Below are 24,247 nucleotides of genomic sequence, written 5' to 3' on the forward strand. Positions count from 1 at the left end.
ATCATATTTATTCGAGCAAATAATTTATCCGCTGCCAAAGGCGGTCATTTGAATTTCGTAAAAGATCAGCATCTATCGTTCCGAGTTGAAAGTAAACACCATGGAATTTCTGATACAAGACAACGAAAGCCCTACCTCTCATTCGTCCTTGCGGCTCCGAAGCCGCGCCAGTGTGAATTGTGAAACAAAAAGTCTTTTTTCCCTCTATCCTGTTAGGGGCGGGTCAGAGGAAGAAATCAGTATCTTCTAAGAAAGAAAAAAGAAGTCTACTTTCCATTTATTTGCTCTTTTGCGTGTTCCTGTTTTTTATTATACTACAGTTCGTCCTTGATGACAAACTGTTAAGCACAGCGCGCTACAGATCCAGCGTGACCGGGGTGCTTTCACCTTCATTCATCAGTCTGATTTCCGAAGGCTCAATCTCAAGCACGGTCAAGTTCGGATCGTCCTTTCCGTCAAACCAGCGCTCAAGCTTTTCATCCCAGATTTTGTCCTTTAAATCTTTTGAATGGTTGAGCTTTGCCGTACCTGTGATTTCAAGGTATGCATCGCCTAATCCTTCGCCGTTATAACCCAACAGCACGTGGACGTTCGGATTGTTATCAATTTCTTCTGCCTTGTGCGTCTCATCGCTTGTCGGTGTATAAAGCGTCAGCCCGTCGTGGAAAAAGGTCATGTAGCGGGAATGAGGTTTGCCGCTTTCGACCGTTGCAAGCGAACCGATTTTATGATGATCGAGAATGTCGAGCACTTTGTTCTTCAATTGCTGCTGATCCATTTTAAGTTCCCTCCTTTGTATCGTCTCCACTGTTACTTTTCCACAATGTCTTGTATATTAAACAATTGAGCGGAGGTTTTTGACGTGAATATTTTCATATCGTTTGATGCTGGGGCTGATATGGGCTACATTGCTTTGACGGAAAACCGTGCCGGGTCTGCCGCAGCAACCGATGATATCGGCAATACGGCTTTGGCTGCAGACTTTGACTGCCATCAGCGGATGATCGGTGTCGAATTTCCGGGGAAGGCGGCTCCGGAAATAGCGCGGCTTGGAACGCTGACCGGCAGAAAACACAAACTTGAACCGGCTTTCCTAAACGGCGCCCGCGTTCATCGGTTTCGACCGACGTCACAGGAAGCGGTCAAAACACTTTGTGTGAACGGTGTTCAATTTTATTTTGCCGATCATGACGGACAACGCTTCATCGGCTTTGATGTGTTTGATCGGACGGAAAAAAGCAAATGAGATTGGCTCCCATTCGCTAAATTCTCGGGTCTGTGAACACATCGTGATCATCGGTGCTTGTTGAAGAAAACTCCGTAACCACAGCACCTTCACTCCCCGCTTTGAACCAATGTTTCGTATCCGGCGGAATCGTGTACTGTTCGCCGGGTGTGAGCTGAATTTCGTGCCAAACGGTGAAATGCTCGATATCTTCGTGCGGCGGCAGAACGGCCGGGACTTCCGTTTTTTCTCCTTCTACATACAAATACACTTTTCCGTATCTGCACCTGAATGTCTCTTCTTTCCCTTCCTTCCCGTCTACGGGAGGATGCCGGTGTTCGGGGCATGTTTGTTCAGGGAATAATACAAGCTCTTTGGCACAGTAGCGGTCTGTGTTGACATAGACGAACAGCTGAAGTCCCAGCTTATTCAGCTTATTTAAACCGTAGTCCATGATTTGGATGTTTTCTTTATCATCGTCGCTCAGCGCGATGCCCGCTTTCTCGTAGTATTCGATTACGTCTTCCTTTGTCACCTTCACACGAGCTTCCCCCTTTTATGTCGTGATAAAGTCTCCGCCGTTGACGTGGAGGGTCTGCCCTGTCATATACGAAGAATCGTCAGATGCTAAAAGCACATAGCAGCCCACATGATCCACCGGCTGACCTGGACGGCCCATCGGTGTATTTGTACCGAACTTCGCCACTTCCTCACCTGAAAATGTGGACGGGATCAGCGGCGTCCAAATCGGTCCCGGTGCAACGGCATTGACACGGATGCCGTCTTTGACGAGCGCCTGTGACATCGACCGTGTAAATGCATTGATCGCACCTTTTGTTGCCGTGTAGTCAATCAGCTGCGGATTGCCCCGGTAAGGGTTGATCGATGTTGTATTGATGATCGCGCTGCCCGGCTCCAAATAATCGATCGCTTTTTTTGTAAAGTAGAAATAAGAGAAGAAATTTGTTTTAAATGTTTTCTCAAGCTGTTCACTGGAAATCTCTTTAATGCTGTCTTTTGGATGCTGTTCGGCCGCATTATTGACAAGAATATCAAGACGGCCGAGCTCCTTTACAGTCTGTTCAACCGCGTCATTGCAAAATGCTTCGTCTCTGACGTCTCCGGGAAGCAGCATGCATTTGACGCCTTCTTTTTCAACCCGCACTTTCGTCTCCTGAGCGTCCTCATGTTCATTTAAGTAGACGATCGAGATGTCCGCGCCTTCTTTAGCATAGGCAACGGCAACTGCCCTGCCGATTCCGCTGTCGCCCCCTGTAATCAGTGCGACCTTTCCTTTCAATTTATCCGTCCCTTTGTAATTTTCATCTTCATAGATCGGACGCGGGTTCATGACGCTTTCGATGCCGGGCTGACGGTCTTGCGTCTGTGCCGGCTGTCCGTTTGTCTGCTGATTGCGCAAATCCATTTGTGATTCCTCCCTTTAGCTGATATTACTAGACTTTTAACCGGAGAAATTTTTGTTTAAACATGACCGTGTGCGCGAAAAATGAAGAAAGCCCCGGGTGACCGGGGCTTTTACCACTCTTTATCCTGTATAAACCGGTGAAACAAAACGTTCAGCCTTCCGTACAGCTGCTCGCGGTCTCCGGTCTGGTACGCTTTTATACTTTCGTCACTTTCAATCATCGAAGAGCTGATCAAGCTCAAAATCTCGGAACCTTCCGGAGACAGATCGGCCGGCGCCAGCATGATAAGCATCCGCGTCATCTTCATGACGCTTCCGTCCATCCCTTTGATCTCGAACGGTTTGGACAGATCATAAGCTTTAAAGAGGGGAATCGCGGCCGCTTCGCTTTTTAAATGGAACAGTGCGAAGGTGGTTCCGGGAATGCCGAGGCCCCCCTGTGCTTCTCTTGTCATCAGCCCGCCGGCCATCTGCCCTGCATCCGTAACCAGACCTTGATCTTCAAGGGTGCTGCAAAGGCGTTTGACCGTATGTTCCAGGCTTGATTCAGCTTCCAGCGTTTCAACTGTAAAATGGCTCAGTAAATGTTGAATGCCGGCTGCGTAATGGCCGATTTTCCGCGCAATCTGAAGCATATCAGGAAACGGCTCCGGTTTTTTGGGAGCCATCCGCTTTTTCCGAAGGATGAGCGGGATTTTCCGGGTGAGCTGGTGTTTGATCTGTTTCACATCTTCTGTGTCAAGGAGCGGACTGACGGTGACGCAGTCAATGTTTTCATATGGGATCGGCACGGTTGAAACGATGATGTCATAGGCACCGGTATTTTTCGATTTCAGCTCCATCAGCGAGGATATCTCAAAGGAAGCGATTTCAGGAAGCTCTTTTTTCAGCCGCGAGGCCAGCATCTCTGATGAACCGATTCCGCTCGAACAAATCACGAGCGCGCTGATGTCTACTTTTTGTTTGCTCATCTCAAGCGCCGATCCAAAGTGAAGGACGATAAAAGCAATTTCTTCATCTGGAAACCGGATTTCCGAAAAAAATGTTTCGACGCCTTCCTCTATGGCCATATATAAGAGAAAATAATCTTTTTTGACCTGTTCTGTTAACGGATTATGCACCGACATCTTTTCTTTGATCCGGATGATCGCCGGTTCAAGGTGGGCGATTAATCCTTCATAAAGCGAATGGTTGCCTGTTAAATTCGTGCCCGTTTTTTGCGAGATGAAATCGATCAGCTTTTTCGTCCTGAGGGCGGTATCCAGCTCGATATCTTCCGCTCTGTAGTCGATTTTGAAGCTTTTGTTGGCACTTCTTAAATGCATCGTTATATAACCCGCCTCAGCTTCGGGGATCTTCACGTGAAACGCATTTTCAAGCTCCTTTGCAAGCGCAAGCGCCAGTTCAAACTCTTTCGTACGCTTCAGGTCCGTCAATTCTTCTTCATTCATATTAATCATTTCACCGAGCTGTATCCGCTCGATCGCAAACGTCAAGTGGACGACGAGAGCGATGTATGCACTGTCGGAAAGGGAAAGCCCATACTTTTCTTTCATCTGAAACAGCACTTTTTCCGCTTTCAGCAATTTCCCCCTGCTGACGACACCGAATATTTTCTCCGGCGCTTCGTTCTTGCCTTTAATATTCATTTCGATTGTTTCCAGAAACTGCTGAACATCGAGCTTGTCGGCCATCAAGTTTCCGACGATTTTTCGCTTGGCATCCTCCGGCCCCCTCAGCTCTATGCCGTAACCTCTTTTTCTGATCAGCGACAGGCCGAACGGAGCGATCCACTTCTCCAGCTCGTCAAGATCGTTGCTGATCGTTGCCGTCGTCACCTGCAAGTCATTGGCGATTGTATAAAGCTTGATCGGTTCTCCCGCTTCAAGCATCGCGCATAAAATCAAAAGCTTTCGTTCATCGGCACTGTATTCGACATGGCTGTCCCGGGACAGATCTTCAAGAAGCCGCTGTTTGTCTCTGTAGACACCGACCAGTTTCAAGCCTTTTCCCGGCTGCTTATCAAGTTGAAGACTGTACTTGTCCAGAACGGATTTAACCGCTTTGAGCTCGCGGTGGACCGTTCTTGTGCTGACTTCAATATAGTCGGCAATTTCATTGACTTTGACATAGCGGTTTTGATGCAAAAGGTATTTCATCAATTTTTGTTCCCTTGCTGTCATATACATAAAACGCCGCCTCCGGTGTTGTCGTTTTTGCGGGAGTGAAAGGGGGTCCGGCGGTTGAAACGGTATCCCTATCATAAAACGCTGTTAAGAAATCTTCAATTCGAACTAATTAATTTTTTATTAAAATCTTCAAGAAGTGAAGAAACATCAGCCCACAGCTGATGTTTCTAGGTTAGGTTGCATCTGCGCCGCCCTGTTCATACATTCTGTTTCGGCAGCCCCCGCCCGGCTGCCGAACTTTTCCCGATTCTATCTGAAACTATGCTTTCAAATGGCTGATCACCAGTTTGAATAAAGAATGATCCTCTTTTAGTCCGCATACATCTCGAAGCACGCCTTCATAGCCTTTTTCAGCGATCATGCTTTGAAGCTCAACGGCTTCCGGATCATCGGCACAATCAAACTGCAGCGCCAAGGCAATACCTTCTGCAAGGCGGACAGGTTCAAAGCCGAGGTCGCAAAGCTTTCTGGCCGGGCCGACAAGACGGTCATCCCTGCCAAGCTTGCGAAGCGGCGACCTGGCCACACGGGTGACATCGTCTGATAGGCATTCATTTTCAAAGCGCCCGATAATTTTTGTCATATATGCCCGGTGCTCTTCCTGTGTAAAATCGTATGTCTGAACAAGGTACCGGCCTGTTTCTTCAAGCGCGCCTGCTACCGTTTGACGGACCTCCGGGTGGTGAATGGCGGCTTTTATCGTCTTCAAACCTTTCTTATAGCCGGCATACGCCGCCATGGCATGTCCGGTATTGACCGTAAACAGCTTTCTTTCGATGAATGGCGCGAGATCCGGTACATATGTCACACCTTCAATATCCGGCACTTTTCCCGCGAATTCCGTTTGATCGACGGCCCATTCGAAAAAAGGCTCCACCGTTACTTTCAACAGATCATCATGATGCTGGATCGGCACAATTCTGTCGACTGCCGAGTTCGGAAAACCGACTGAATCGCTGATTGCGGCGCGCTCTGTTTCAGTTAAGCGGGCAAAAATCTCCTCGCGAAGATGAGCGCTGCCTCCGATCATATTCTCGCAAGCTATGATGTTTAAAGGCTGTGTATTTAGTTTTATCCGGCGCTTCAAACCTTCTGCAATCGGCTCTGCGATCAGCTTAAGAACCGCAGGGCCCACCGCAGTGGTGACAAGGTCGGCTTTCGCTATGAAATCATACAATTCGTCAAGCTGGGTCGCACTGTTGATCGCCCGAACCGGGCCAATCGTTTCCTGCTTCCTTCCGGCATCGGCCAATTCGACGATATAGCGGCCCTTGTCGTTCAGTTCCTTGATCACGGCATCGTTTACATCGGCGAACACGACATCATACCCCGATTTGCAGAGCAAGGCTCCGATAAATCCCCGGCCGATGTTCCCCGCACCGAAATGCAGTGCAATCATATTTGGTCACCTTCTTCAAAAACCGCCATTAACTCGTCTTCATTTTTCGCATTGATGATCCGTTCGACGTTGTCCGCTTCTGAGCAGACGATCGCAATCTTTGACAAAATGTCCAAATGCTCATCATTTTTCCCGGCAATGCCAAAGATCACTTTAGCGATATTGCCATCGCCGTATTCGACACCTTCCGGAAGCTGGATCACGGATATTCCGGAGTGAAGAACATCCCGCTTGCTGTCTTCCGTACCATGCGGAATAGCGATTGCGTTCCCCATGTAAGTGGAAGTGAGGCCTTCCCTCTCCAACATTTTCTCGATATAATCCGCGGTCACATAGCCGGCGTCAACCAGCGCCTTTCCGGCCAGCCTGATCGCTTCTTCCTGCGTTGCGGCAGATTGATTGAGATGAATGTTTTCTTTTGCAAGTACTGGTTTCATTGGGAAATCACTCTCTTTCATACATGTTGTGTGAGCCTGATTGACAGGCTCACGGATTCTCAAACTTTACTTTTTAAGCTGATTGATCAGTTCATCGTATTTTGGACTGTTAAGGAAATTTTCCACTGATATGTGTCTAGCGTTTGGAAGCTTCGCTTTTGCGCGTTCCGTTAAGTCTTTATGCGTAATGACGATGTCGGCATCTCCAGGCAGATTATTGATCGATGTATTGGATACGTCGATATCGAGTTCTGCTTTTTTGACTTTGTTTTTCAAAATCGATGCCCCCATCGCACTGGAGCCCATTCCGGCATCACACGCGAAAATGATCTTGCCGACATTTTCATAAGTTGCCTCTGATTCTTCCGCTTCATCAGCCGAAGTCAATGCAGAAACGGCTTGGCTCTTCTTACCTTTCATTTGCTGCATTTTTTCCGCTGCGGCTGTTAAATCTTCTTCGCCGGCTTTAGACGTTTTCAAAATCAAAGAAGCTACAATGAATGAAACGGCTGCCGCGACGAGAACACCAAGGATCACACCGATGTGGTTGCCTTTCGGCGTCATCGCCAGCACCGCAATAATGCTTCCCGGTGAAGGAACAGCCGCCAGCCCCGCATTAAAGATGGAGAATGTCAGCACACCGCTCGCTCCGCCCGCTATTGCAGCCAGGATTAACAGCGGTTTCATCAGAATGTAAGGGAAATAAATTTCGTGAATCCCACCAAGGAAGTGAATCACTGCAGCGCCCGGGGCGGTCTGCTTTGATGTGCCTTTTCCAAAAATCATGTAAGCTAAAAGAATCCCGAGACCCGGACCTGGGTTCGCCTCCAAAAGGAATAAAATCGATTTTCCTGTCTGGGCGGCCTGTTCAATACCAATCGGGCTCAAAATACCGTGGTTAATCGCATTGTTAAGGAAAAGAACTTTCGCAGGCTCTACAAAAATACTTGCCAATGGAAGCAGATTCGCATTGACGATCACTTCCACGCCGGCCGCCAATGTTTTGTTCAAGCCGAGCACCACCGGACCGATCGCAAGAAAGCCGAGCACTGCCAAAATGAAACCGAGAATTCCGGCTGTAAAGTTGTTGATCAGCATTTCAAATCCGGAACGGACCTTATCTTTGAAAAGCCTGTCCGTCAATTTCATCAGGAAGCCGCCCAGCGGCCCCATGATCATCGCGCCGAGGAACATCGGAATGTCCGCACCGACAATAACACCCATCGCTGCAGTCGCACCGACGACGCCTCCGCGGTGGTCGTACACCATCTTACCGCCCGTGTATCCGATCAAGAGCGGCAGCAGAAATTTGATCATCGGATCAACCAATGAAGCAAGCGCCTCATTCGGCATCCATCCCGTCGGAATAAACAGGGCGGTAATGATCCCCCATGCGATAAATGCACCGATATTCGGCATGATCATTCCGCTCAAATAGCTTCCGAAACGTTGAATCTTTACTTTGAAATCTGGATTTTGTCTTTCTTCCATTTCATAACCCTCCTTTGTTGTCCTTTAAAGCCTGTGATAAAAAAATGATGTCGAATAATGTCGGCTCCTTGTCTTTATATTAAAACGCTTACAGATGACTGCTCAATTGAAAGAAAACGGCACTTTGGCAGGAGCCGTGTGACAAAATTTAATAGTTTCATTTTTTAGTCTGGTTTCGGCTGCCGCGGCCGACTCGAGGAAAATAAAGGCGCGCTGAAGAATTGCATAAAAAAAGACCATTCCTGATTGGAATGGTCTTTCTTCATCATATTCAGCTTTTCAGCGGCCCGTAGCCCGACGCTCGCAAATTTTCCGCCATCGCTTCATACCCTCTGCTGTTTGGATGTACGCGGTCAATTGACAAATATTCTTGTTCGTGTCCTTTAAAGACAGCATAAGTATCGATCACCTTGATTTGCGGAGCGGACTCGAGCTGTTTTAAATGCCTGTTAAAGCCGGAAATCCATTTGTCCGCTAATTCGATCGACGGAAAAGGGTTGTATAAATTGAGAAGACGGACGAGGTAACGCGTATCTTTGTCTCCCTTTATGTCTCCGATTTTCTCAAGCATGCCTGAGTAGTTTTTCTGACAGTGTGAGGAAGCTTCCAAAAAGACGTGTTCATCCTTTTCTTTTTCATATATCTCCAGCGATTGCAGAAGGTCATTGCCGCAGCCCGTTATCGTGATGACGTCCGCTTTTTTGACCTGTTCCATGATGAACGGCTCGTTCAGCATCGCCAGAATGTCCGACGTTTCAAGACCCGATTTCGCAAATACAAGCAAAGAAACGCATTCGTTCAAATCCTCTTCCATTTTCCTTTTATAGCGCTGGACAAACCCCGGCTCAAACAAACCTGCACCGACCCCGACGGTTAGAGAATCGCCGAGAGCCGTATATTGAAGCGTCATATCCTTTCCCCCTCCGGTATGCCGTTTTTTCGCGGCAGCTACCATATATGTACTCGGGAGAGGCTCGAAAGGATACTTTTCTTTTTTCCTAAAAACCTAACTTTCTCGAAATGTCAAGCGCCGCCTTTTTCACTCTTTCGGTCAAATAAGGAAGACGGTCTTTCTGAAAGCGGGCTTCAAACCCGGCGATGCTGATCCCCGCCGCGACTTCGCGCTTATGATTGAAAATCGGCGCGGCGATCGCAGAGGTGTAGTCTTCGAGCTCCGAATGACTGACCGTGCAGCCGCTCCGGTACGACTCATTCAAAATGCGGATCAGCTCGTTCTTATCCCGGATCGTACCGGAAGCGATCGGCACCAGCTCTGTTTTCTTGATATAGGCATCCCGCTCTTCTTCAGGCAAAAATGTCAGAATGCTTCTTGCGCAGGCTCCGGCATATAAAGGGGACCGCCTCCCGATCGCTGTATAGAGGCGAACGGTCTGCGTGCCCTCAATTTTTTCTATATACATCGCTTCATTTCCCTGCCTCACGATCAAATGGACGGCTTCATCCACGTCATCGCGGAGTTCTTCCATGATAGGCAGAGCGATTTTTCGGATATCAAGCCTTTCTGAAACAAGGTGGCCGTATTGCAAAAACAGCAGTCCTAAAGCATACATCCCGTTCTCGTCACGGTCGAGAAAACCCATTTCTTCGAGAGAACAAACCATGCGGTAGACAGATGTTTTCGGCATGCCTGTCAGCTCAATCATGTCGCCCAGTGAGAGCCTTTCTCTCGTCAGGAACAGATTGAGCAGGGTCATAGCTTTGACAACTGTTTTGTTTTTATGTTCCATGCCTTCCCCCTCCTGATACACATCACACCTATCATAACATGTATTCAAGCTTCAATCGGGCGGAAAGTTCGCTGATTTTCGTCTCCCGTTCGATGTAAATGCGCTCTGCTTCCTGAAGGCTGACAAGCTGAAACTGTACCTGCTCGCCCGGCATCATCTGCGTCACCTGTGAAAAATCGGCGGATACGATATGGGCGATTCTCGGATATCCGCCCGCTGTCTGTCTGTCTGCGAGAAGAACGATCGGATTGCCGTCAGGCGGCACCTGAATCGTTCCGAACGATACCGCTTCAGAGATCATTTCCAGCGGCTGAGTGAGTTCGAGCGCTTCTCCTTGAAGACGGTACCCCATCCGGTCGGATTTGGCCGTCACCCGGAATGTATCCGCGAAAAAGCGTTCTTGCGATGATGAGGTGAAGCAAGCGAACTGATCGCCTTTGATGACACGAATGACCGGATTCTTTTTTAACGGGAGAAAATATTTGCGGTCGACAGCCCACTTCGGAGCCCCAAAGCCTAAGCCATCGCCATGGTCTGCAAGCTTTCTATACATCGCTTCCGACAACGGCGCCGGGCTGCCTAGTGATAACACGTCTCCCTTTTGAAGCGCCCTTCCTTGAAAGCCGCCGAGCCCTGCTCTGACATATGTGCTTTTGCTTTCCATCACAGGCGGCACATCAATCCCTCCGGCCACCGCCATGTATGCACGGCTGCCGCGCTTGCACATGCCGAATGTCAGCACACTGCCTTCTTTGATGAAAACCGGACGCCAAAGCGGGACTTCTTCGTCATTTACCATCAGTGAAAAGTCAGCGCCCGTCACCGCTATAAGAGCCGGTTTTTGAAAGCGGAGAGACGGCCCCGGTCCCATCAGCGTCACTTCAAGTGCAGCTTCGTTCTGGCTGTTCCCCGCGAGGAGATTGGCAATCCGCAAAGAATCGGCATCCATGGCCCCGCTGACAAGCACGCCGTATTTTTGAAAACCTGCGCGGCCCAAGTCTTGAACCGTCGTCATCAGACCCGGCTTTAACACTTCTATGCTCAAGATTTTCCCTCCTTCAGCGCGTGATACTCCTCTTCTGTCACGCTGACAAATTTCACGATATCCCCTGCTCTCAGAAGGCTCGGAGGCTGTTCATAAGGCTTGAATAATTCAAGCGGCGTATTGCCGATCAGCTGCCAGCCGCCCGGCGTTGAAAGGGGATAGACGCCTGTTTGCATGCCGGCGATTCCCACGGAGCCGGCGGGAATCGAAGTCCGCGGAGAGGACCGCCGCGGCGCGGCTATCTTTTCAGACATTCCGCCTAAGTAAGGGAAGCCCGGCGCAAAGCCGATCATATAAACGAGGTACTCACCCGAGGTGTGAATATCGATGACTTCCTGTGCAGTCAGTCCGTTGATGTCGGCCACTTCCTCCAAATCAGGGCCGAAACGGCCGCCGTAACAAACCGGAATTTCCACCGTACGCTGATTTGTTTCTTCTTCCATTGTGAGCTCTTGGAGATGATGTTCGATGAGGGCTTTTACCTTTTCATACGGAGAATCAACAGCCTTGCCGCTCTCCATCTTGCGGTATACTTCAAACGGCTGATAGAAAACGGTCACACTCGTGAAAGCCGGCACACACTCAATAAAACCGGGAAACGGATCGTTTTCAATCCGCTTTGTCAGTGCACTGACGACACGATGCGTCTGTTCGCTTATCCCCTCTCCGAGCTGAATGATAACCGCGGAGTCGCCGAGCGGAGACATTGTCACATTCGATAGATTTTTCATTCTGTTTCACCTTGCCTTTCATCCCCTTAAATCAAAAATCAATACAGATAAACCACTCTGTATTGATTTTTTAGATCCTATAACACGCCAAATTGTTCGTCCCGAACATCGGTAACCAGCATATGGCCGGGCGAATGCGTGATCATCAGCTCCGGCTTTACGTGCATGGCGACGGCCTGAGGGGTGACGCCGCATGCCCAAAATACCGGAACTTCCCCTTTTTTTATCGTGACCGCATCGCCGAAATCGGGTTTTGCGATGTCTGTTATACCGATGGCTTCAGGACTGCCGATATGGACAGGTCCTCCGTGAACAGCGGGAAACCTTGATGTAACCTGAACGGCACGCACCGCCTGCTCTTCCGGAACCGGCCTCATACTGACAACCATCGGCCCTTGAAAACGGCCTGCCGGGACACAAGGAATATTCGTTTGATACATCGGAACATTTCGCTTTTCTTCAATGTGTCTGACAGGGATTCCGTTATTGATTAACGCTTGTTCAAACGTAAAGCTGCAGCCGATTAAAAAACCGACCATGTCGTTTTCCCATAAAGAATGGATATCGGTCACTTCATCCGCCAATTCGCCGCGCCTGTATACGCGGTATTTCGGAAAATCGGTGCGGATATCGGCATCCGGCGCCGTGATGGACGGAACCGGAGATCCGGGATCTGTGACATCGAGAATCGGACACGGCTTTTGATTGCGCTGGCAAAACAGCAAAAACTCAAAAGCGAGCTCTTTTTTCAAAATCACCAGGTTTGCCTGGGTAAAACCCCCGGCCATCCCGGCTGTCGGACCCGTTATTTCGCCTTTTCGAATCAGGGCCCTGACTTCGTCAGGGCACATTTCATTTACATGACGCAACGATATCATCCCCATAACTTAGGAATTTCATTGATTAACGTATAGCCTCCCATGGCCGCCATGACAATAACGACCAGAATACCCGGAATTGTAAGCCAGATCGGATGCCTGTAGTCGCCGACGATATTCTTCTTATACGCGCCGATCAAAAGGGATCCGAGTGCGATCGGTAAGATTAAACCGTTTAATGCGCCGGCAAGCACGAGAAGGTTGACCGGCTTACCAATTGTTACAAAGCAAATCGTTGATACGATAATAAAGACAATAATAATGCCGCGCGAATTCTTTTCAATTTTCGGAGAAAACGTTTTAAAGAAAGATACGGACGTATAAGCAGCGCCGATTACAGATGTAACAGCAGCTCCCCACATGACGAGACCGAAGATTTTGTAGCCGATATTTCCCGCAGCAAGCTGGAAGACAGAAGCCGGCGGGTTATCCGGATTAATGTGCAGGCCTTTTGAGACGACTCCAAGTACAGCAAGGAAAAGCGCAATTCTCATGACAGATGTGATCAAAATGCCGGAAACAGAGCTTTTCGTTACTTCAGGAATCGCAGCCCTCCCTTTAACACCCGCATCAAGCAAACGGTGTCCGCCGGCAAATGTAATGTATCCGCCGACCGTGCCGCCGACAAGCGTCACAATCGCAAGAATGTCGATATTATCAGGCATGATCGTTTTTGTTACTGCTTCTCCAACCGGAGGACCGGTCGTAATCGCAACGTACACCACTAATAAAATCATGACAAAGCCCGCGATCAGCGTAAACCGGTCCATCGCTTTTCCCGCTTCTTTAATGACAAAGATCAAAACCGCGATCGCGGCGCTGATGATCGCACCCGTCTGCGGTGTAATGCCGAATAAAACCTGGAGGCCGAGACCGGCGCCTCCGATATTGCCGATGTTGAAAGCAAGCCCGCCCAGAACGACGAGAAAGGCGATGACATAGCCGAGTCCCGGAAAGACGAGGTTGGCGATTTCCTGCCCTCTTTTTTCAGAAACCGCAATGATTCTCCATACATTGGTTTGAACGAAGATATCTAAAATGATGGAAACGAGGATGACAAAGCCGAAGCTTGCAGCCAAGCTCTGTGTAAAGACTGTGGTTTGCGTTAAAAATCCCGGCCCGATTGAGGATGTGGCCATTAAAAAAGCGGCGCCCAAAAGCAACGTCCAGTTGCTTGATGACGCTTTTGTTTTTTTATTTTGTTTCAAATGGTATTCCTCCTTTTGTCAACATCATGTAGAAAAAGCTTGTATTTTAATATCTGCTGCTCTGAGTTCACGGCGGATTTTTTTCGCAAACTGAAGCGCGTGTGCACCATCTCCGTGAATGCACACCGTATCTGCTTTAAGGCTGACATCCGTTCCTTGCAGGCTGCGGACTTTGCCTTCTTTGACCATGCGGATCACCTGACCGACGGCTTCATCATCATCATGAATCAGCGCATCATTCTGGCGGCGGGAAGTCAGCGTTCCGTCTTCCTGATATGTACGGTCGGCGAACACTTCGTGAGCCGTTTTCAAACCGGCTCTTTCACCGGCAAGCACAAGTTCGCTTCCCGCCAAACCGAATAAAATCAGTTCCGGGTCTGTTTGATAAACTGCACGCGCGATCGCATCCGACAGTTCCCGGCTTTGCGCCGCCATATTATACAGTGCGCCATGGGGTTTCACATGCTGCATGGTCACACCTTCGGCCTTTAAAAATCCTGAAAGCGCACCGATTTGATACACGACAAGATCGTATGCTTCTTCAGGCGTAATCGCCATATTGCGGCGCCCGAATCCCGCTAAATCGGGAAGTCCCGGATGCGCGCCGATTTTCACGCCTTTTTCCGCCGCCATTTTGACGGTTTTGCTCATGACGCCAGGGTCTCCGGCATGAAATCCGCAAGCGATGTTGGCTGATGTAACAAATTCGAGAATCTCCTCATCGAGCCCGATTTTATAAGCGCCGAAGCTTTCTCCAAGATCGCAGTTTAAATCAACTTGATTCATCAAATCCCCCCTATATATTGATGCACATTCGGTCGAATTTTAGTATATCCCTCGTTTTGTTCCGATTTTCGGAACCTTAATTCCGAATAATCAAACTTGAATAGATTATATCAAGGATTTGCCCGCTTGGCATCATATTGTTAGAAAACCTCACATAAAATAAATCATTTTTCCTAAAAAGTTTTAGCTGAAAAACCTGATTTCACAAGGTTTTTTCAACTTGCTTCAGTCCATGAATATTTTTTATTTTGCACAAAAAAAAGAGCCGTAAATCGGCTCTTTTTTCGGCTAGGACAATACCCAATGCCTGATCGCTTTTGCGACTCCGTGTTCGATATTGGAATCCGTGATCCAGTCTGCGGTTTCTTTGACGATTTCCTGGGCGTTCCCCATGGCAACGCCTAAACCCGCTTCTTTGATCATGGCGATATCATTTAAACTGTCTCCGACCGCCATCACGTGTTCCATCGTAAAGCCGAGGCGCTCGCATACTTTTGCCAAAGCGGCCGCTTTATTGATCCCGATGGCGTTGACTTCAATATTGGTCGGGCTTGAATTGCTGACTTCCAATTCTTTGTTCTTTTTCAGCTCTTCCAGGACCCGGTTTCTGACGTCGTCATCCGGAATATCAAAGCCGAATTTCAGCCATTCATACGCCTGAATATCCTCAGGAAACTCGCCTCTCCACACTTTATCGACGCTGGCGGCCCAGAAATCGGTGTTGTGCAGATTTCGCAAATCCCACATCATTTGGACATGATCGGGATGAAGCAGCTGACGCTCGACCAGGTTGAAAGACGAATCCCAAATTTCACTGCCGTTTGCCGTGATCAAAAAAGAAGACAGTTCGAGCGACTCCGCCAACTCCCGGCACGTCATCAGCGTGCGGCCGGTACTGAGCACGACATAAATCCCTTTTTCCTCTGCTTCTTTAATCGCATTTCTGTTTTCATCAGAAATGGTCTGTTCATCATTTAATAGTGTTCCATCCATATCCAGAGCTACTAGCTTCACATCGATTCGATCTCTTTGACTGACTGACACGATATTTAAGATACCTCACTTTTTTTAGGCTTTTATCTATTCTAATATAAAAATCGGCCAGGACAAAGAAATCTTAAACGAGCTGTTCCGCCGCCCGTGCGATATGCTCTGCGGTCAAACGGTAATATTTTTTCAAATAATCGATCGTCCCGACCTGTCCGAAGGCTTCATGAACCCCGATTCTCTTGAGCGGAGCGGGATGATGTTCACTCAGCACTTCCGCGACTGCGCTTCCCAATCCGCCTATGACATTATGGTTTTCTGCCGTGACAATCGCATTCGTTTTTTGTGCGTAGCGAATCACGGTTTCTTGATCGATCGGCTTGATGCAATACATATCGATGACCGCTGCATCGATCCCTTTTTCTTTTAGCAGTTCTGCCGCCCGCAAAGCTTCTGCGACCATGATGCCGCTGGCAAACAGCGCCGCATCGCTGCCGTCTTTGAGAACTTTTGCTTTTCCGTCTGCAAATGTTTCATGTTCATCATAAAGTCTGACCGCCTTTTTTCTGATCGTCCTGATATAGTGAATGCCGTACTCTGCCGCAGCCTTTTTGATCAAAAATTGGAGCATTGCTGCATCGCTCGCTTCATAAACAAAGGCATTCGGGATTAGCCGGGCGAGTCCCAAATCTTCAAAGGCCATGTGTGTTCCGCCGTTATGTTCAGCCGTAATTCCCGAATCTGAACCGAGAATCTTGATGTTTTTTTTGGCATAGGCACCTGAAACAAACAGCTGATCAAAGCAGCGTCTTGTCGCAAACTGGGCGAACGTGTGAACAAACGGGATTCTTCCGGTTAACGAAAGCCCGGCCGCAATCCCTATCATATTGGCTTCCATAACCCCGCAATTGATCACTCTCTCGGGAATGCGCCGTTTAATTTTGTCCATGGAAATCGAGCTCATCAAATCCGCTTCCAACGCCACGATGTCCGCGTTTTCCTGAGCCAGTTCATAAACGGCCGAGCTGTATGCCTGCCTCATTTCGACTGCATCCAGCTTGACATTTGCTGCCGCCTCATTCATGCCCTCACTTCCTTTTCTTCAAGCGTTATCATGATCTTTTCGATTATGCGATTTTGTTCATCATTCGCTCTAATGTGGTGGCTGTTCTCCATATTTTCAAAATAAGGGATGCCTTTTCCCTTCACCGTATCAAGGATGACGGCAACCGGCCTTTCCCGCTGGGCTTCTCCTCTTTTGATCGCTTGATAAATCGCATCCGGTTCATGTCCGTTTACCCTTTCGGAATAAAAACCGAAGGCTGAAAATTTGCTGACAAAATCCAGCGGATCAATAATATCTTTAGTCGGACCGTCCAGCTGTTGTTTATTATCATCCACAAACACATAAAAATTGTGGAGCTTATGGTGTGCCGCGAATTGGATCGCTTCCCAACATTGACCTTCATTCAGCTCCCCGTCGCCGACAATAACAAAGGTCCGGTTAGTGCGTCCTGAAAGCTTGTGCGACAGTGCGACTCCTGCCGCAGCCGAGATCCCCTGGCCAAGCGACCCGGTCGTCATATCGACTCCCGGTGTTAAATTCCGGTCAGGATGCGACGGAAGAGCCGTGCCGTTTTGGTTTAGCGTATAGAGCACATCTTCTTCAAAATAGCCGGTAAGATGAAGCGCTGCATACAAGGCGGGGCCGCCGTGCCCTTTTGAAAGGATAAAAAAGTCCCGATCTTCCCACGACGGATTGGCGGGATCTATTTTCATCACCTTTCCATATAAAACGGCTAACACATCGGCGATTGACAAGCTGCCTCCATAATGCCCAAAACCGAGGTGATGAAGCTGTTTCAGTGTCAGCAGCCTGATTTGGTCACGAAAACGTTCCATATTGATTTCCTTCACTGACATCATTGCCCACTCCTTTATGCTTCAGCTTTATGATCGGACTTCCCCGCCTTTCCGCGTTTAAAGCCCAGTAAGACCGCACCGGCCACTACCGCTGCAATTCCAATTACAACTCCTCCTGCCCCCAGCAGTTTCAACGCATGCCCAAGCACGATTCCTGTCGCGGCAAAGTCGGTATCGGAAAATGTCGTATTGGCAAAGCCTAAATCACCCATGACCGGCAGCAGAAACACAGGGAAAAACGTAATGATCAGACCGTTGACAAAAGACCCCAAGACCGCTCCCCGTATCCCCCCTGCAGCGTTTCCGAAGACGCCGGCCGAGGCCCCTGTGAAAAAGTGGGGAACCACTCCGGGAAGAACGATGACGGCTCCGGCTGCTCCGAGAATCAACATGCCGGTGATGCCGCCAATGAAGCTGCAAAAAAAGCCGATTAGTACGGCGTTTGGTGCGTACGGAAAAATGATCGGACAATCCAGCGCCGGCTTGGAATCCGGCACAAGTTTGTCAGATATGCCTTTAAAAGCCGGAACGATCTCTGCGAGCACGAGTCTGACTCCCGAAAGAATAATAAACACCCCTGCCGCAAATGTGACCGCTTGAATAACGGAGAAGACAAGGTAATGTGTACCGTCGCTCAACTCGCGCTCCACATAGCCCGCCCCTGCAAATAAGGCAATCAAAACGTACAAGATGGTCATGGTGAGCGCAATGCTGACAGAACTGTCCCTTAAAAATCCGAGGCCCTTCGGAAACCGGATTTTTTCAGTCGAGCGCGAGCCCTTGCCTGCTGCTTTGCCGATTAACCCGGACACAGCGTAACCGATTGAAGAAAAGTGGCCGAACGCGACCTTATCATTGCCGGTTATCTTTTTCATAAAAGGCTGAACCATCGCCGGAAACACACTCATTGTCAAGCCGAGCGAAACCGCTCCGACGCCGATCAAAAACGGACCCTTCAAACCCGCCACCGCCAGTATGACGGCGATTAAACAAGCCATATACAATGTGTGATGGCCCGTCAAAAAAATGTATTTTAATCTGGTAAAACGGGCGATTAAGATGTTGGACAGCATCCCGAAAAACATAATCAGCGCTGTCGCCGTCCCGTATTCGTTGAGCGCCATCGCGACAATCGCTTCATTGTTCGGAACGACGCCGTTCACATGAAAGGCGGCTTGAAACATCTTTCCGAACGGCTCAAGCGAACCAACAAGAATACCCGCCCCGGCTGAAATCACGATAAAACCTAAAAACGATTTCGTCGTCCCTTTCACGATTTCATTGGCCGGCTTTTTTTGAAGCAGAAGACCGATAAAAGAAATGGCTGCAATTAATACAGCCGGCTGGCTTAACACATCCATCATCAGCTTTAGCGCTCTTTCACCCATTTGCAGTTCCTCCTTTTCTGTGATTAAAGCACTCCTTTTTCCTGCAATGTTTTAACCAGTTTTGTTTTCAGTTCATCCATGTCTATAATGCTTTCAAGCACGACGATATCCCGCAGGTGGGCTGCTCCTTCCGCGATATCTTTGGCAACGACAAACAAATCCGCTTGATCAGGAGACGCTGAGCTCAAATCCGAATGATCCACCTCGATCTCCATTAACCCCATTTCCTGCAAAATATCTTTAATATTCATTTCCAGCATAAAACTGCTTCCAAGTCCTGATCCACAAACTGCCAATATCTTCATGTTATCCCTCCTGTTTTTAATTGGATGAATAGGCTTCGATTAAACGTTTGATATGATCCAACGACTCGGTTTCCTTTAAGGAGTCCTGATTTTCTTTACTGCTGAGAAGCCGGGTCAGTTGGGAAAGCGCCTTCAGATGTGTCGTATGGTCAACCGCCGCAATGCAAAACAAAAGCCTTACCGGATACTGTTCATCATCCAAAAAATAGACCGGCTCCTTCAGTTTCAGGAGACTCATTCCCACCTTTCGGACGCCTTTTTCAGGTCTTGCATGAGGAACGGCAATCTCGGGGCCGATGATCATATAAGGTCCCATCTTTTTGACATTGTCGATCATGGCATCTGTGTATTCTTTCAAGATCACCTCCTTATCAAGCAAAGGTTTTGCCGCTGTTTGAATCGCTTCTTCCCAGCTTTTGATTTGGTCAGCCATTTGAATGGTTTCATCTGTCAGCAGATCTTTCAGCACTGGTCGTTTCCCCCTTGTTTCCGTCACTTTTTGAATAAATATAATATTTTTCAATGCTTCTCTTAGGCCTTTTTCGTCTATGATTTTGGCGTGCTTCTTGAGGATGTGAAGAAATTCGTCTGTCAAAAGCTCCTTTTGCTTCACGCCGAACAGTTCCTGATACACTTCATTGACAAGCCTGCTTTTTTCAGCGGGCGTCATCAGCGGCCCGACCATGTAGTATCGCTTTTTGGTTTTAAGCTCAACGGTGGAAAACACGGCATCATAACGGTCAAAGACGTCAGGTGTGAATGCCTGCAAAGACATCGCCTTCTCAACGACAATCTCTGAAAATAGCGATTCAAGCTGGCGCCTGACCATCAAGGATGAGCTGACACCGCTCGGGCAAATGACGACAGCTGTCTTTTTCGATGATCCGGACTGTACCGGCTGCTCAAGCAATGCACCAAAGTGAATCGTGATAAAGCCGATTTCTTCTTCTGGAACCGGTTTGTTCAGCAGCGCTTCAAGGTGCCGCATCAGCTTTTGAACGATGGTAAACAGTTCTTTGTGCTCTTTCTTAATCTTGCTGAGCAGGGGATTGTGAATCGGAATGCGGTATTTCATTCTGAAATATGCCGGCTTCAAGTGCCGATAAAGAGATTCCGCCACCTCGCGCCTCCTCTGAAATGTGATGCATGCTCTTGATTCAAATTCAAACACAAGCTTTTCACACAGCTGATAAAGCGGATCATGCGCCGGCTGTTGTCCAAATGAAAGCCCGAGCAGCTGGATCAAAATGTAGCAAAGTTCGGTTTCATAGACGGGAATCCGAAGTTCATTCACAAGCCTTACGGCTGCGTTTTTCAGCGGACTTTGCTTTAAAAGCTCCCCCTCCTCCTGGTGAAAACGAACAATTTTTCCTTCGGCCACTCTGATCGAATACATCATCAGAAAGTAAACAAATTCATTGAGCCTTTCTTCAACGAGTTGAATCCTGTATTCTTTCGAGACAAGTTCAACCGCTCTTTTCGTTTCTTGTTGTGTGTGATCGCACGAGCCGGAAACTTTTAAAATATAATGAAGGATTTCTTTGCCGTAAGGCTTTTGCAGAAAATAAGAAAGGTGGTGCATGACAGGAACTCTTTTATCAAACTCGCTTCCTATTAAATGATAGCCGCGCTGTCTTGTATATCTGATCGCCACCAAAAACGGAGCCAGCGTCTCATTCGCTTTTTTCACATCATTCATGACCGTATTTTTGCTGACCTGCAATAACTGTGTGAGATGAGCGGATGAAATCGGCTCCCTGCGGACAAACAGGAACATGTACAAGGCTTTGATCCGCTCTTCCTGTGTAAAAATAAACGAGCGGCCGATGTCTGAACAGGCTTCGGAGAACCGCAATTCAAGCAATTTTTCCGGAACGGCCAGCCGGTTTTTTCTTTTATATTCGATTTCAGGCAGCTGCTTGCCGGTCAGCCAATGATTGATTTTGTCCAGGTCATAGCAGATTTGCCGTTTTGATAATTGAAAATGATCAATCAGCTGATGCATGGTCGCTTCTCTGACACGCAGCAAATATTGAAGCAATTGAGCCGGACGTTTCTCGTTGATCATTTTTGCGCCCCCCTTATTGCCATCATATAATAAAGCGTTTTCATTTTGTTTGCCGATTGGGTACAATTCATGGGACTTCCGATCTTCAAGATTGGTCTGATATCCTTCTTTTTTATCGTACAAGCATGAAAAAACCTCTCAAAAGGTGTTGAGAGGTTTTTTTCTATCAATCAGCTGTCATGCCAATATACTTTCATCAAATCTTCCGACCACTTCGGCTGTATGATTTGTCCTTTCGGAAGAAACTCTTTCATTACCGGTTTGATATCGATTACAGGTGTCCCGTCAATCGCATCCAACCCTTTCACTACAAGCTTGCTCCCGGATTTTTCAAGGAGTGTCACAACGGTTGCACCGAGCCTGTTGGGCCTGTTTTTTCCCCGTTGGGCGAAAATGCCTGTCTCAGGATAGTTTTGATTGTTTCTCGGGCGCCTCGCCTGATATTGTATTTGATCCTCTTTTACTTGATGAAAGTAAAAGATAATGTCCAAATGAGAAAATGCTTCGATCCCTTTTAAAGCGTCCGGATGAATATCTTCAGCCAAATTAATTTCAGAAATCACATCGCCCCAATGATCATCCTGCGGCACAGTCCGCAAGTTTTTCACAAACGCGACAGGCTTTAATTCTATCAATTTTATCCCCCGCTTTCACTTCGCTTCCATAAAAATCCCGATCTCCGCTTTCGCTGCCGGTTTTCCGTTTACTGAGGCGGTTCCGTTGCCGAATAAAAACCCTCTTTTAAAGCGGGAAACTTCAAAATAAAGATCAAGTTTGTCTCCCACAAAGACCTTGCCGGTGTATTCAGCTTTTTTCACCGAAGACAGAAAGCCGATCTCATCCGGGTCTTTGAGCGCAGTAAATGCAGCGGTTTGAGCCAGCGCTTCAATGATAATGGAAAATGGCATTTCCTTTTGGTTTTCCGTAATAAACCAGTCGTTTTCCGTTATGAATTTATATCCTTTCACCCATTTTCCCGGCTCGCTCTCAACAACACGGTCAATGAATAGAAACGGGTATCGATGCGGCAGTAGAGAATTGTTCACGCTGATCATCCTTTTTTACATGATTATACCGCAGTTTCATTTTTTTCTCTTTTATTTAACGCGATGACACAGAATGAAGCTGCTGAACGCTCAAACATTCCACCATGACAAAAAGCCGGGGTCTAAGCCCCCGGCTTTGCTTCATCAATTCGATTTCAGATTGTCCGGGAAGACGGTTAGATCCACTCCCCATAAATTCGGCAGAATGTAGAACACAGCTCCGACGATTAAAATCAGTGTGAAAATATTAATAACAAAGCCGGTTCGAACCATCTCGCTGATCTTCAATTTTCCCGATGCGAAAATAATTGCATTCGGCGGCGTGCCGACCGGCAACATGAAGGCGCAGTTTGCCGCCATTGCAGCAGGCACCATTAATGCGTACGGGTGAACATTCAGCGCTAAAGCGAGCGAGGCCAGTACAGGCAGAATCATAGTCGCCGTAGCCGTATTCGACGTAATCTCCGTCAAAAAGAGAACCAATGCCGCTGAGATAACAACAATGACCACAAAGTTAAATCCATCCAATACCGTAAGCCTTCCGCCGATCCACTCGGCGAGACCCGTTTCTTTAAAACCGGTCGCGAGCGCCAAGCCTCCTCCGAATAAAAGGAGAATCCCCCACGGCAAGTCCTTCGAAACCGACCAGTCCAATACCCTGCCCCCTTTATTGAGCGAAGGGATCAAGAAGAGCAATGAAGCTGCGAATATCGCAATCATTGTATCGTCAATACCGGGTATTTTATCATCCCATAAAAATGTCCTTGTCACCCACATAAACGCGGCAAACCCGAAGACAAGCAGAACCATTGTTTCTTCAAAGCTCATCTTTCCGAGCTTTCTTTTTTCTTCGAGAATCAATTCTTTTCCGCCCGGAAGCTCCTTCATCTTGATCGGATGCGCCACTTTCGTCAAGTACAGCCATACCGCTACAAGCAAAATGACAACGACCGGAACGGCAAAAGCCATCCAACCACCGAAAGACACTTCAACTCCGTACAGCTTCTTAATATTGGCCGCCAAAATAATGTTCGGCGGTGTGCCGATTAGCGTACCGAGTCCGCCGATCGTCCCCGCATACCCGATGCTGAAGATCAGCGCTTTTGAAAATTTCGCTTCTTCTCCGGCTAAATCTTTTCTTTCAGATTTCATGACGGCTGATACCTGATGAATGATAGCGGTTCCAATCGGAAGCATCATCATCACCGCGGCCGTATTTGAGACCCACATGGACAAAAACCCTGTGGCCGCCATAAACCCGAGGACGATCCTTGACGTGCTCGTTCCCACTACAGAAATGATATTAAGCGCGATCCGTTTATGAAGATTCCAGCGCTCCATCGCAAGTGCAATCAAAAAGCCTCCTAAAAATAAAAAAACGATTGGATCGCCGTAGCTTGACGTGACAGCTGCCCCTTCCAGCGCCCCGGTCAGCGGAAGCAGCACGATCGGCAGCAATGATGCAGCCGGAATCGGAACAGCTTCCGTAATCCACCATACCGCAACCCACAACGTGGTCGCCAATACCATTCTTCCTTCATGGCTCAGACCCTCGGGAAAAAAGAACAAAAGGACGGCGAAAAACAATGCAGGACCTAGCAGCAGTCCGATTTTCTGAGGCGTTTTATAGCTCGGCGGCTTTTCTTCCTTCATGGTTTGCTCCGACTTGATCTTTAAATCAGCATCTTTTCCCGCCCTGACAGGCATGGCGAACAAAAGCAGCCTCTTTGCTTCCCGGTGTGATCTCCAAAGCATATCCCATGCTGACACAACGCTTGATTTCATCAAAAATCCCCCTTCCCCTCTATCGATAAAGCGCTTACAATAGTAAATAAAAAGTAAGCTGCCGACTGTCGACAGTTATAACTTAATTATAACGGACAGCTAATGGCAGTCAACACTTTTTTGTCACAAAATACTCAATATTATGGTAATTTTAGGTTGATGGTATTTCTCTCTTTTTGCTA

General features: G+C 48.0%; 24 protein-coding genes. 1 reads left to right on the forward strand and 23 read right to left on the reverse strand.

The features are described from left to right. Positions 1–355: 355 nt before the first annotated feature. The gene (locus tag M1D90_RS19575) at positions 356–778 is read right to left on the reverse strand and encodes a pyridoxamine 5'-phosphate oxidase family protein (protein ID WP_023857899.1); all 423 of its coding nucleotides are present in this window, start codon (positions 776–778) and stop codon (positions 356–358) included. Positions 779–862: 84 nt separating this feature from the next. Between M1D90_RS19575 and M1D90_RS19580 the strand changes: the two genes are divergently transcribed. Beyond that, entirely contained in the window at positions 863–1,246 is a 384-nt protein-coding gene (locus M1D90_RS19580; RefSeq protein WP_456282992.1) for a DUF2283 domain-containing protein, read from the forward strand. 16 nt (positions 1,247–1,262) lie between these two features. Here M1D90_RS19580 and M1D90_RS19585 read toward each other — a convergent pair whose 3' ends face one another. The 22 genes from M1D90_RS19585 to M1D90_RS19690 form a co-directional block, all read right to left on the reverse strand. After that, complete coding sequence (locus tag M1D90_RS19585; protein WP_396278991.1) at positions 1,263–1,766, reverse strand: D-lyxose/D-mannose family sugar isomerase; 504 nt, start codon at positions 1,764–1,766, stop codon at positions 1,263–1,265. 15 nt (positions 1,767–1,781) lie between these two features. Further along, positions 1,782–2,651: an SDR family oxidoreductase gene (locus M1D90_RS19590; protein WP_101561604.1), complete on the reverse strand. Its 870-nt coding sequence runs from the start codon at positions 2,649–2,651 to the stop codon at positions 1,782–1,784. Between the two features lie 110 nt (positions 2,652–2,761). Next, on the reverse strand, positions 2,762–4,840 hold the full coding sequence (locus M1D90_RS19595; protein ID WP_456282993.1) for a BglG family transcription antiterminator: 2,079 nt from the start codon (positions 4,838–4,840) through the stop codon (positions 2,762–2,764). A gap of 259 nt (positions 4,841–5,099) precedes the next feature. Beyond that, positions 5,100–6,239: a mannitol-1-phosphate 5-dehydrogenase gene (locus M1D90_RS19600; protein ID WP_039073224.1), complete on the reverse strand. Its 1,140-nt coding sequence runs from the start codon at positions 6,237–6,239 to the stop codon at positions 5,100–5,102. Beyond that, a complete protein-coding gene (locus M1D90_RS19605) occupies positions 6,236–6,676 on the reverse strand; it encodes a PTS sugar transporter subunit IIA (RefSeq protein ID WP_023857905.1) in 441 nt (146 codons plus the stop codon). The genes M1D90_RS19600 and M1D90_RS19605 overlap by 4 nt, the downstream gene beginning before the upstream one ends. Before the next feature lie 66 nt (positions 6,677–6,742). Next, positions 6,743–8,167, reverse strand: coding sequence for a PTS mannitol transporter subunit IICB (locus M1D90_RS19610; RefSeq protein ID WP_145930079.1), 1,425 nt, complete (start codon positions 8,165–8,167; stop codon positions 6,743–6,745). A 271-nt stretch (positions 8,168–8,438) separates the two neighbouring features. After that, positions 8,439–9,077: a GDSL-type esterase/lipase family protein gene (locus tag M1D90_RS19615; RefSeq protein ID WP_035337176.1), complete on the reverse strand. Its 639-nt coding sequence runs from the start codon at positions 9,075–9,077 to the stop codon at positions 8,439–8,441. Positions 9,078–9,165: 88 nt separating this feature from the next. Beyond that, positions 9,166–9,915 carry an IclR family transcriptional regulator gene (locus M1D90_RS19620; protein WP_023857908.1) on the reverse strand — a complete coding sequence of 250 codons (750 nt, stop codon included), beginning with the start codon at positions 9,913–9,915 and terminating at the stop codon, positions 9,166–9,168. Positions 9,916–9,946: 31 nt separating this feature from the next. Continuing rightward, on the reverse strand, positions 9,947–10,960 hold the full coding sequence (locus tag M1D90_RS19625) for a 5-oxoprolinase subunit C family protein (protein ID WP_105980722.1): 1,014 nt from the start codon (positions 10,958–10,960) through the stop codon (positions 9,947–9,949). Further along, positions 10,957–11,691, reverse strand: coding sequence for a 5-oxoprolinase subunit PxpB (gene pxpB / locus M1D90_RS19630; protein ID WP_020450206.1), 735 nt, complete (start codon positions 11,689–11,691; stop codon positions 10,957–10,959). Before pxpB ends, M1D90_RS19625 begins: the two co-directional genes overlap by 4 nt. A 77-nt stretch (positions 11,692–11,768) precedes the next feature. Then, entirely contained in the window at positions 11,769–12,542 is a 774-nt protein-coding gene (locus M1D90_RS19635) for a putative hydro-lyase (RefSeq protein WP_212110048.1), read from the reverse strand. A 23-nt stretch (positions 12,543–12,565) separates the two neighbouring features. Next, positions 12,566–13,777, reverse strand: coding sequence for an NRAMP family divalent metal transporter (locus tag M1D90_RS19640; RefSeq protein ID WP_195537026.1), 1,212 nt, complete (start codon positions 13,775–13,777; stop codon positions 12,566–12,568). 24 nt (positions 13,778–13,801) lie between these two features. Further along, entirely contained in the window at positions 13,802–14,563 is a 762-nt protein-coding gene (gene pxpA / locus M1D90_RS19645) for a 5-oxoprolinase subunit PxpA (protein WP_456282994.1), read from the reverse strand. Positions 14,564–14,851: 288 nt separating this feature from the next. Continuing rightward, positions 14,852–15,607 (reverse strand): Cof-type HAD-IIB family hydrolase, encoded by a 756-nt coding sequence (locus tag M1D90_RS19650; RefSeq protein ID WP_020450202.1) that lies wholly within the window; start codon positions 15,605–15,607, stop codon positions 14,852–14,854. 73 nt (positions 15,608–15,680) lie between these two features. Then, on the reverse strand, positions 15,681–16,634 hold the full coding sequence (locus M1D90_RS19655) for a transketolase family protein (RefSeq protein WP_456282995.1): 954 nt from the start codon (positions 16,632–16,634) through the stop codon (positions 15,681–15,683). Then, positions 16,631–17,473, reverse strand: coding sequence for a transketolase (locus tag M1D90_RS19660; RefSeq protein WP_039073218.1), 843 nt, complete (start codon positions 17,471–17,473; stop codon positions 16,631–16,633). Before M1D90_RS19660 ends, M1D90_RS19655 begins: the two co-directional genes overlap by 4 nt. A 14-nt stretch (positions 17,474–17,487) precedes the next feature. Then, the gene (locus tag M1D90_RS19665) at positions 17,488–18,861 is read right to left on the reverse strand and encodes a PTS ascorbate transporter subunit IIC (RefSeq protein WP_039073217.1); all 1,374 of its coding nucleotides are present in this window, start codon (positions 18,859–18,861) and stop codon (positions 17,488–17,490) included. 23 nt (positions 18,862–18,884) lie between these two features. After that, positions 18,885–19,166 (reverse strand): PTS sugar transporter subunit IIB, encoded by a 282-nt coding sequence (locus M1D90_RS19670; RefSeq protein ID WP_003179002.1) that lies wholly within the window; start codon positions 19,164–19,166, stop codon positions 18,885–18,887. Between the two features lie 16 nt (positions 19,167–19,182). After that, positions 19,183–21,234 carry a BglG family transcription antiterminator gene (locus tag M1D90_RS19675; protein WP_456282996.1) on the reverse strand — a complete coding sequence of 684 codons (2,052 nt, stop codon included), beginning with the start codon at positions 21,232–21,234 and terminating at the stop codon, positions 19,183–19,185. A 170-nt stretch (positions 21,235–21,404) separates the two neighbouring features. Continuing rightward, positions 21,405–21,869, reverse strand: a complete 465-nt coding sequence (gene tsaA / locus M1D90_RS19680; protein ID WP_023857917.1) for a tRNA (N6-threonylcarbamoyladenosine(37)-N6)-methyltransferase TrmO — start codon at positions 21,867–21,869, stop codon at positions 21,405–21,407. A gap of 15 nt (positions 21,870–21,884) precedes the next feature. Then, positions 21,885–22,280 (reverse strand): 3-hydroxyacyl-ACP dehydratase FabZ family protein, encoded by a 396-nt coding sequence (locus M1D90_RS19685; protein WP_035337180.1) that lies wholly within the window; start codon positions 22,278–22,280, stop codon positions 21,885–21,887. Between the two features lie 144 nt (positions 22,281–22,424). Further along, a complete protein-coding gene (locus M1D90_RS19690; RefSeq protein ID WP_023857919.1) occupies positions 22,425–24,065 on the reverse strand; it encodes an SLC13 family permease in 1,641 nt (546 codons plus the stop codon). Between the last annotated feature and the right edge of the window lie 182 nt (positions 24,066–24,247).

The organism is Bacillus sp. JZ34 (genome assembly GCF_053903205.1).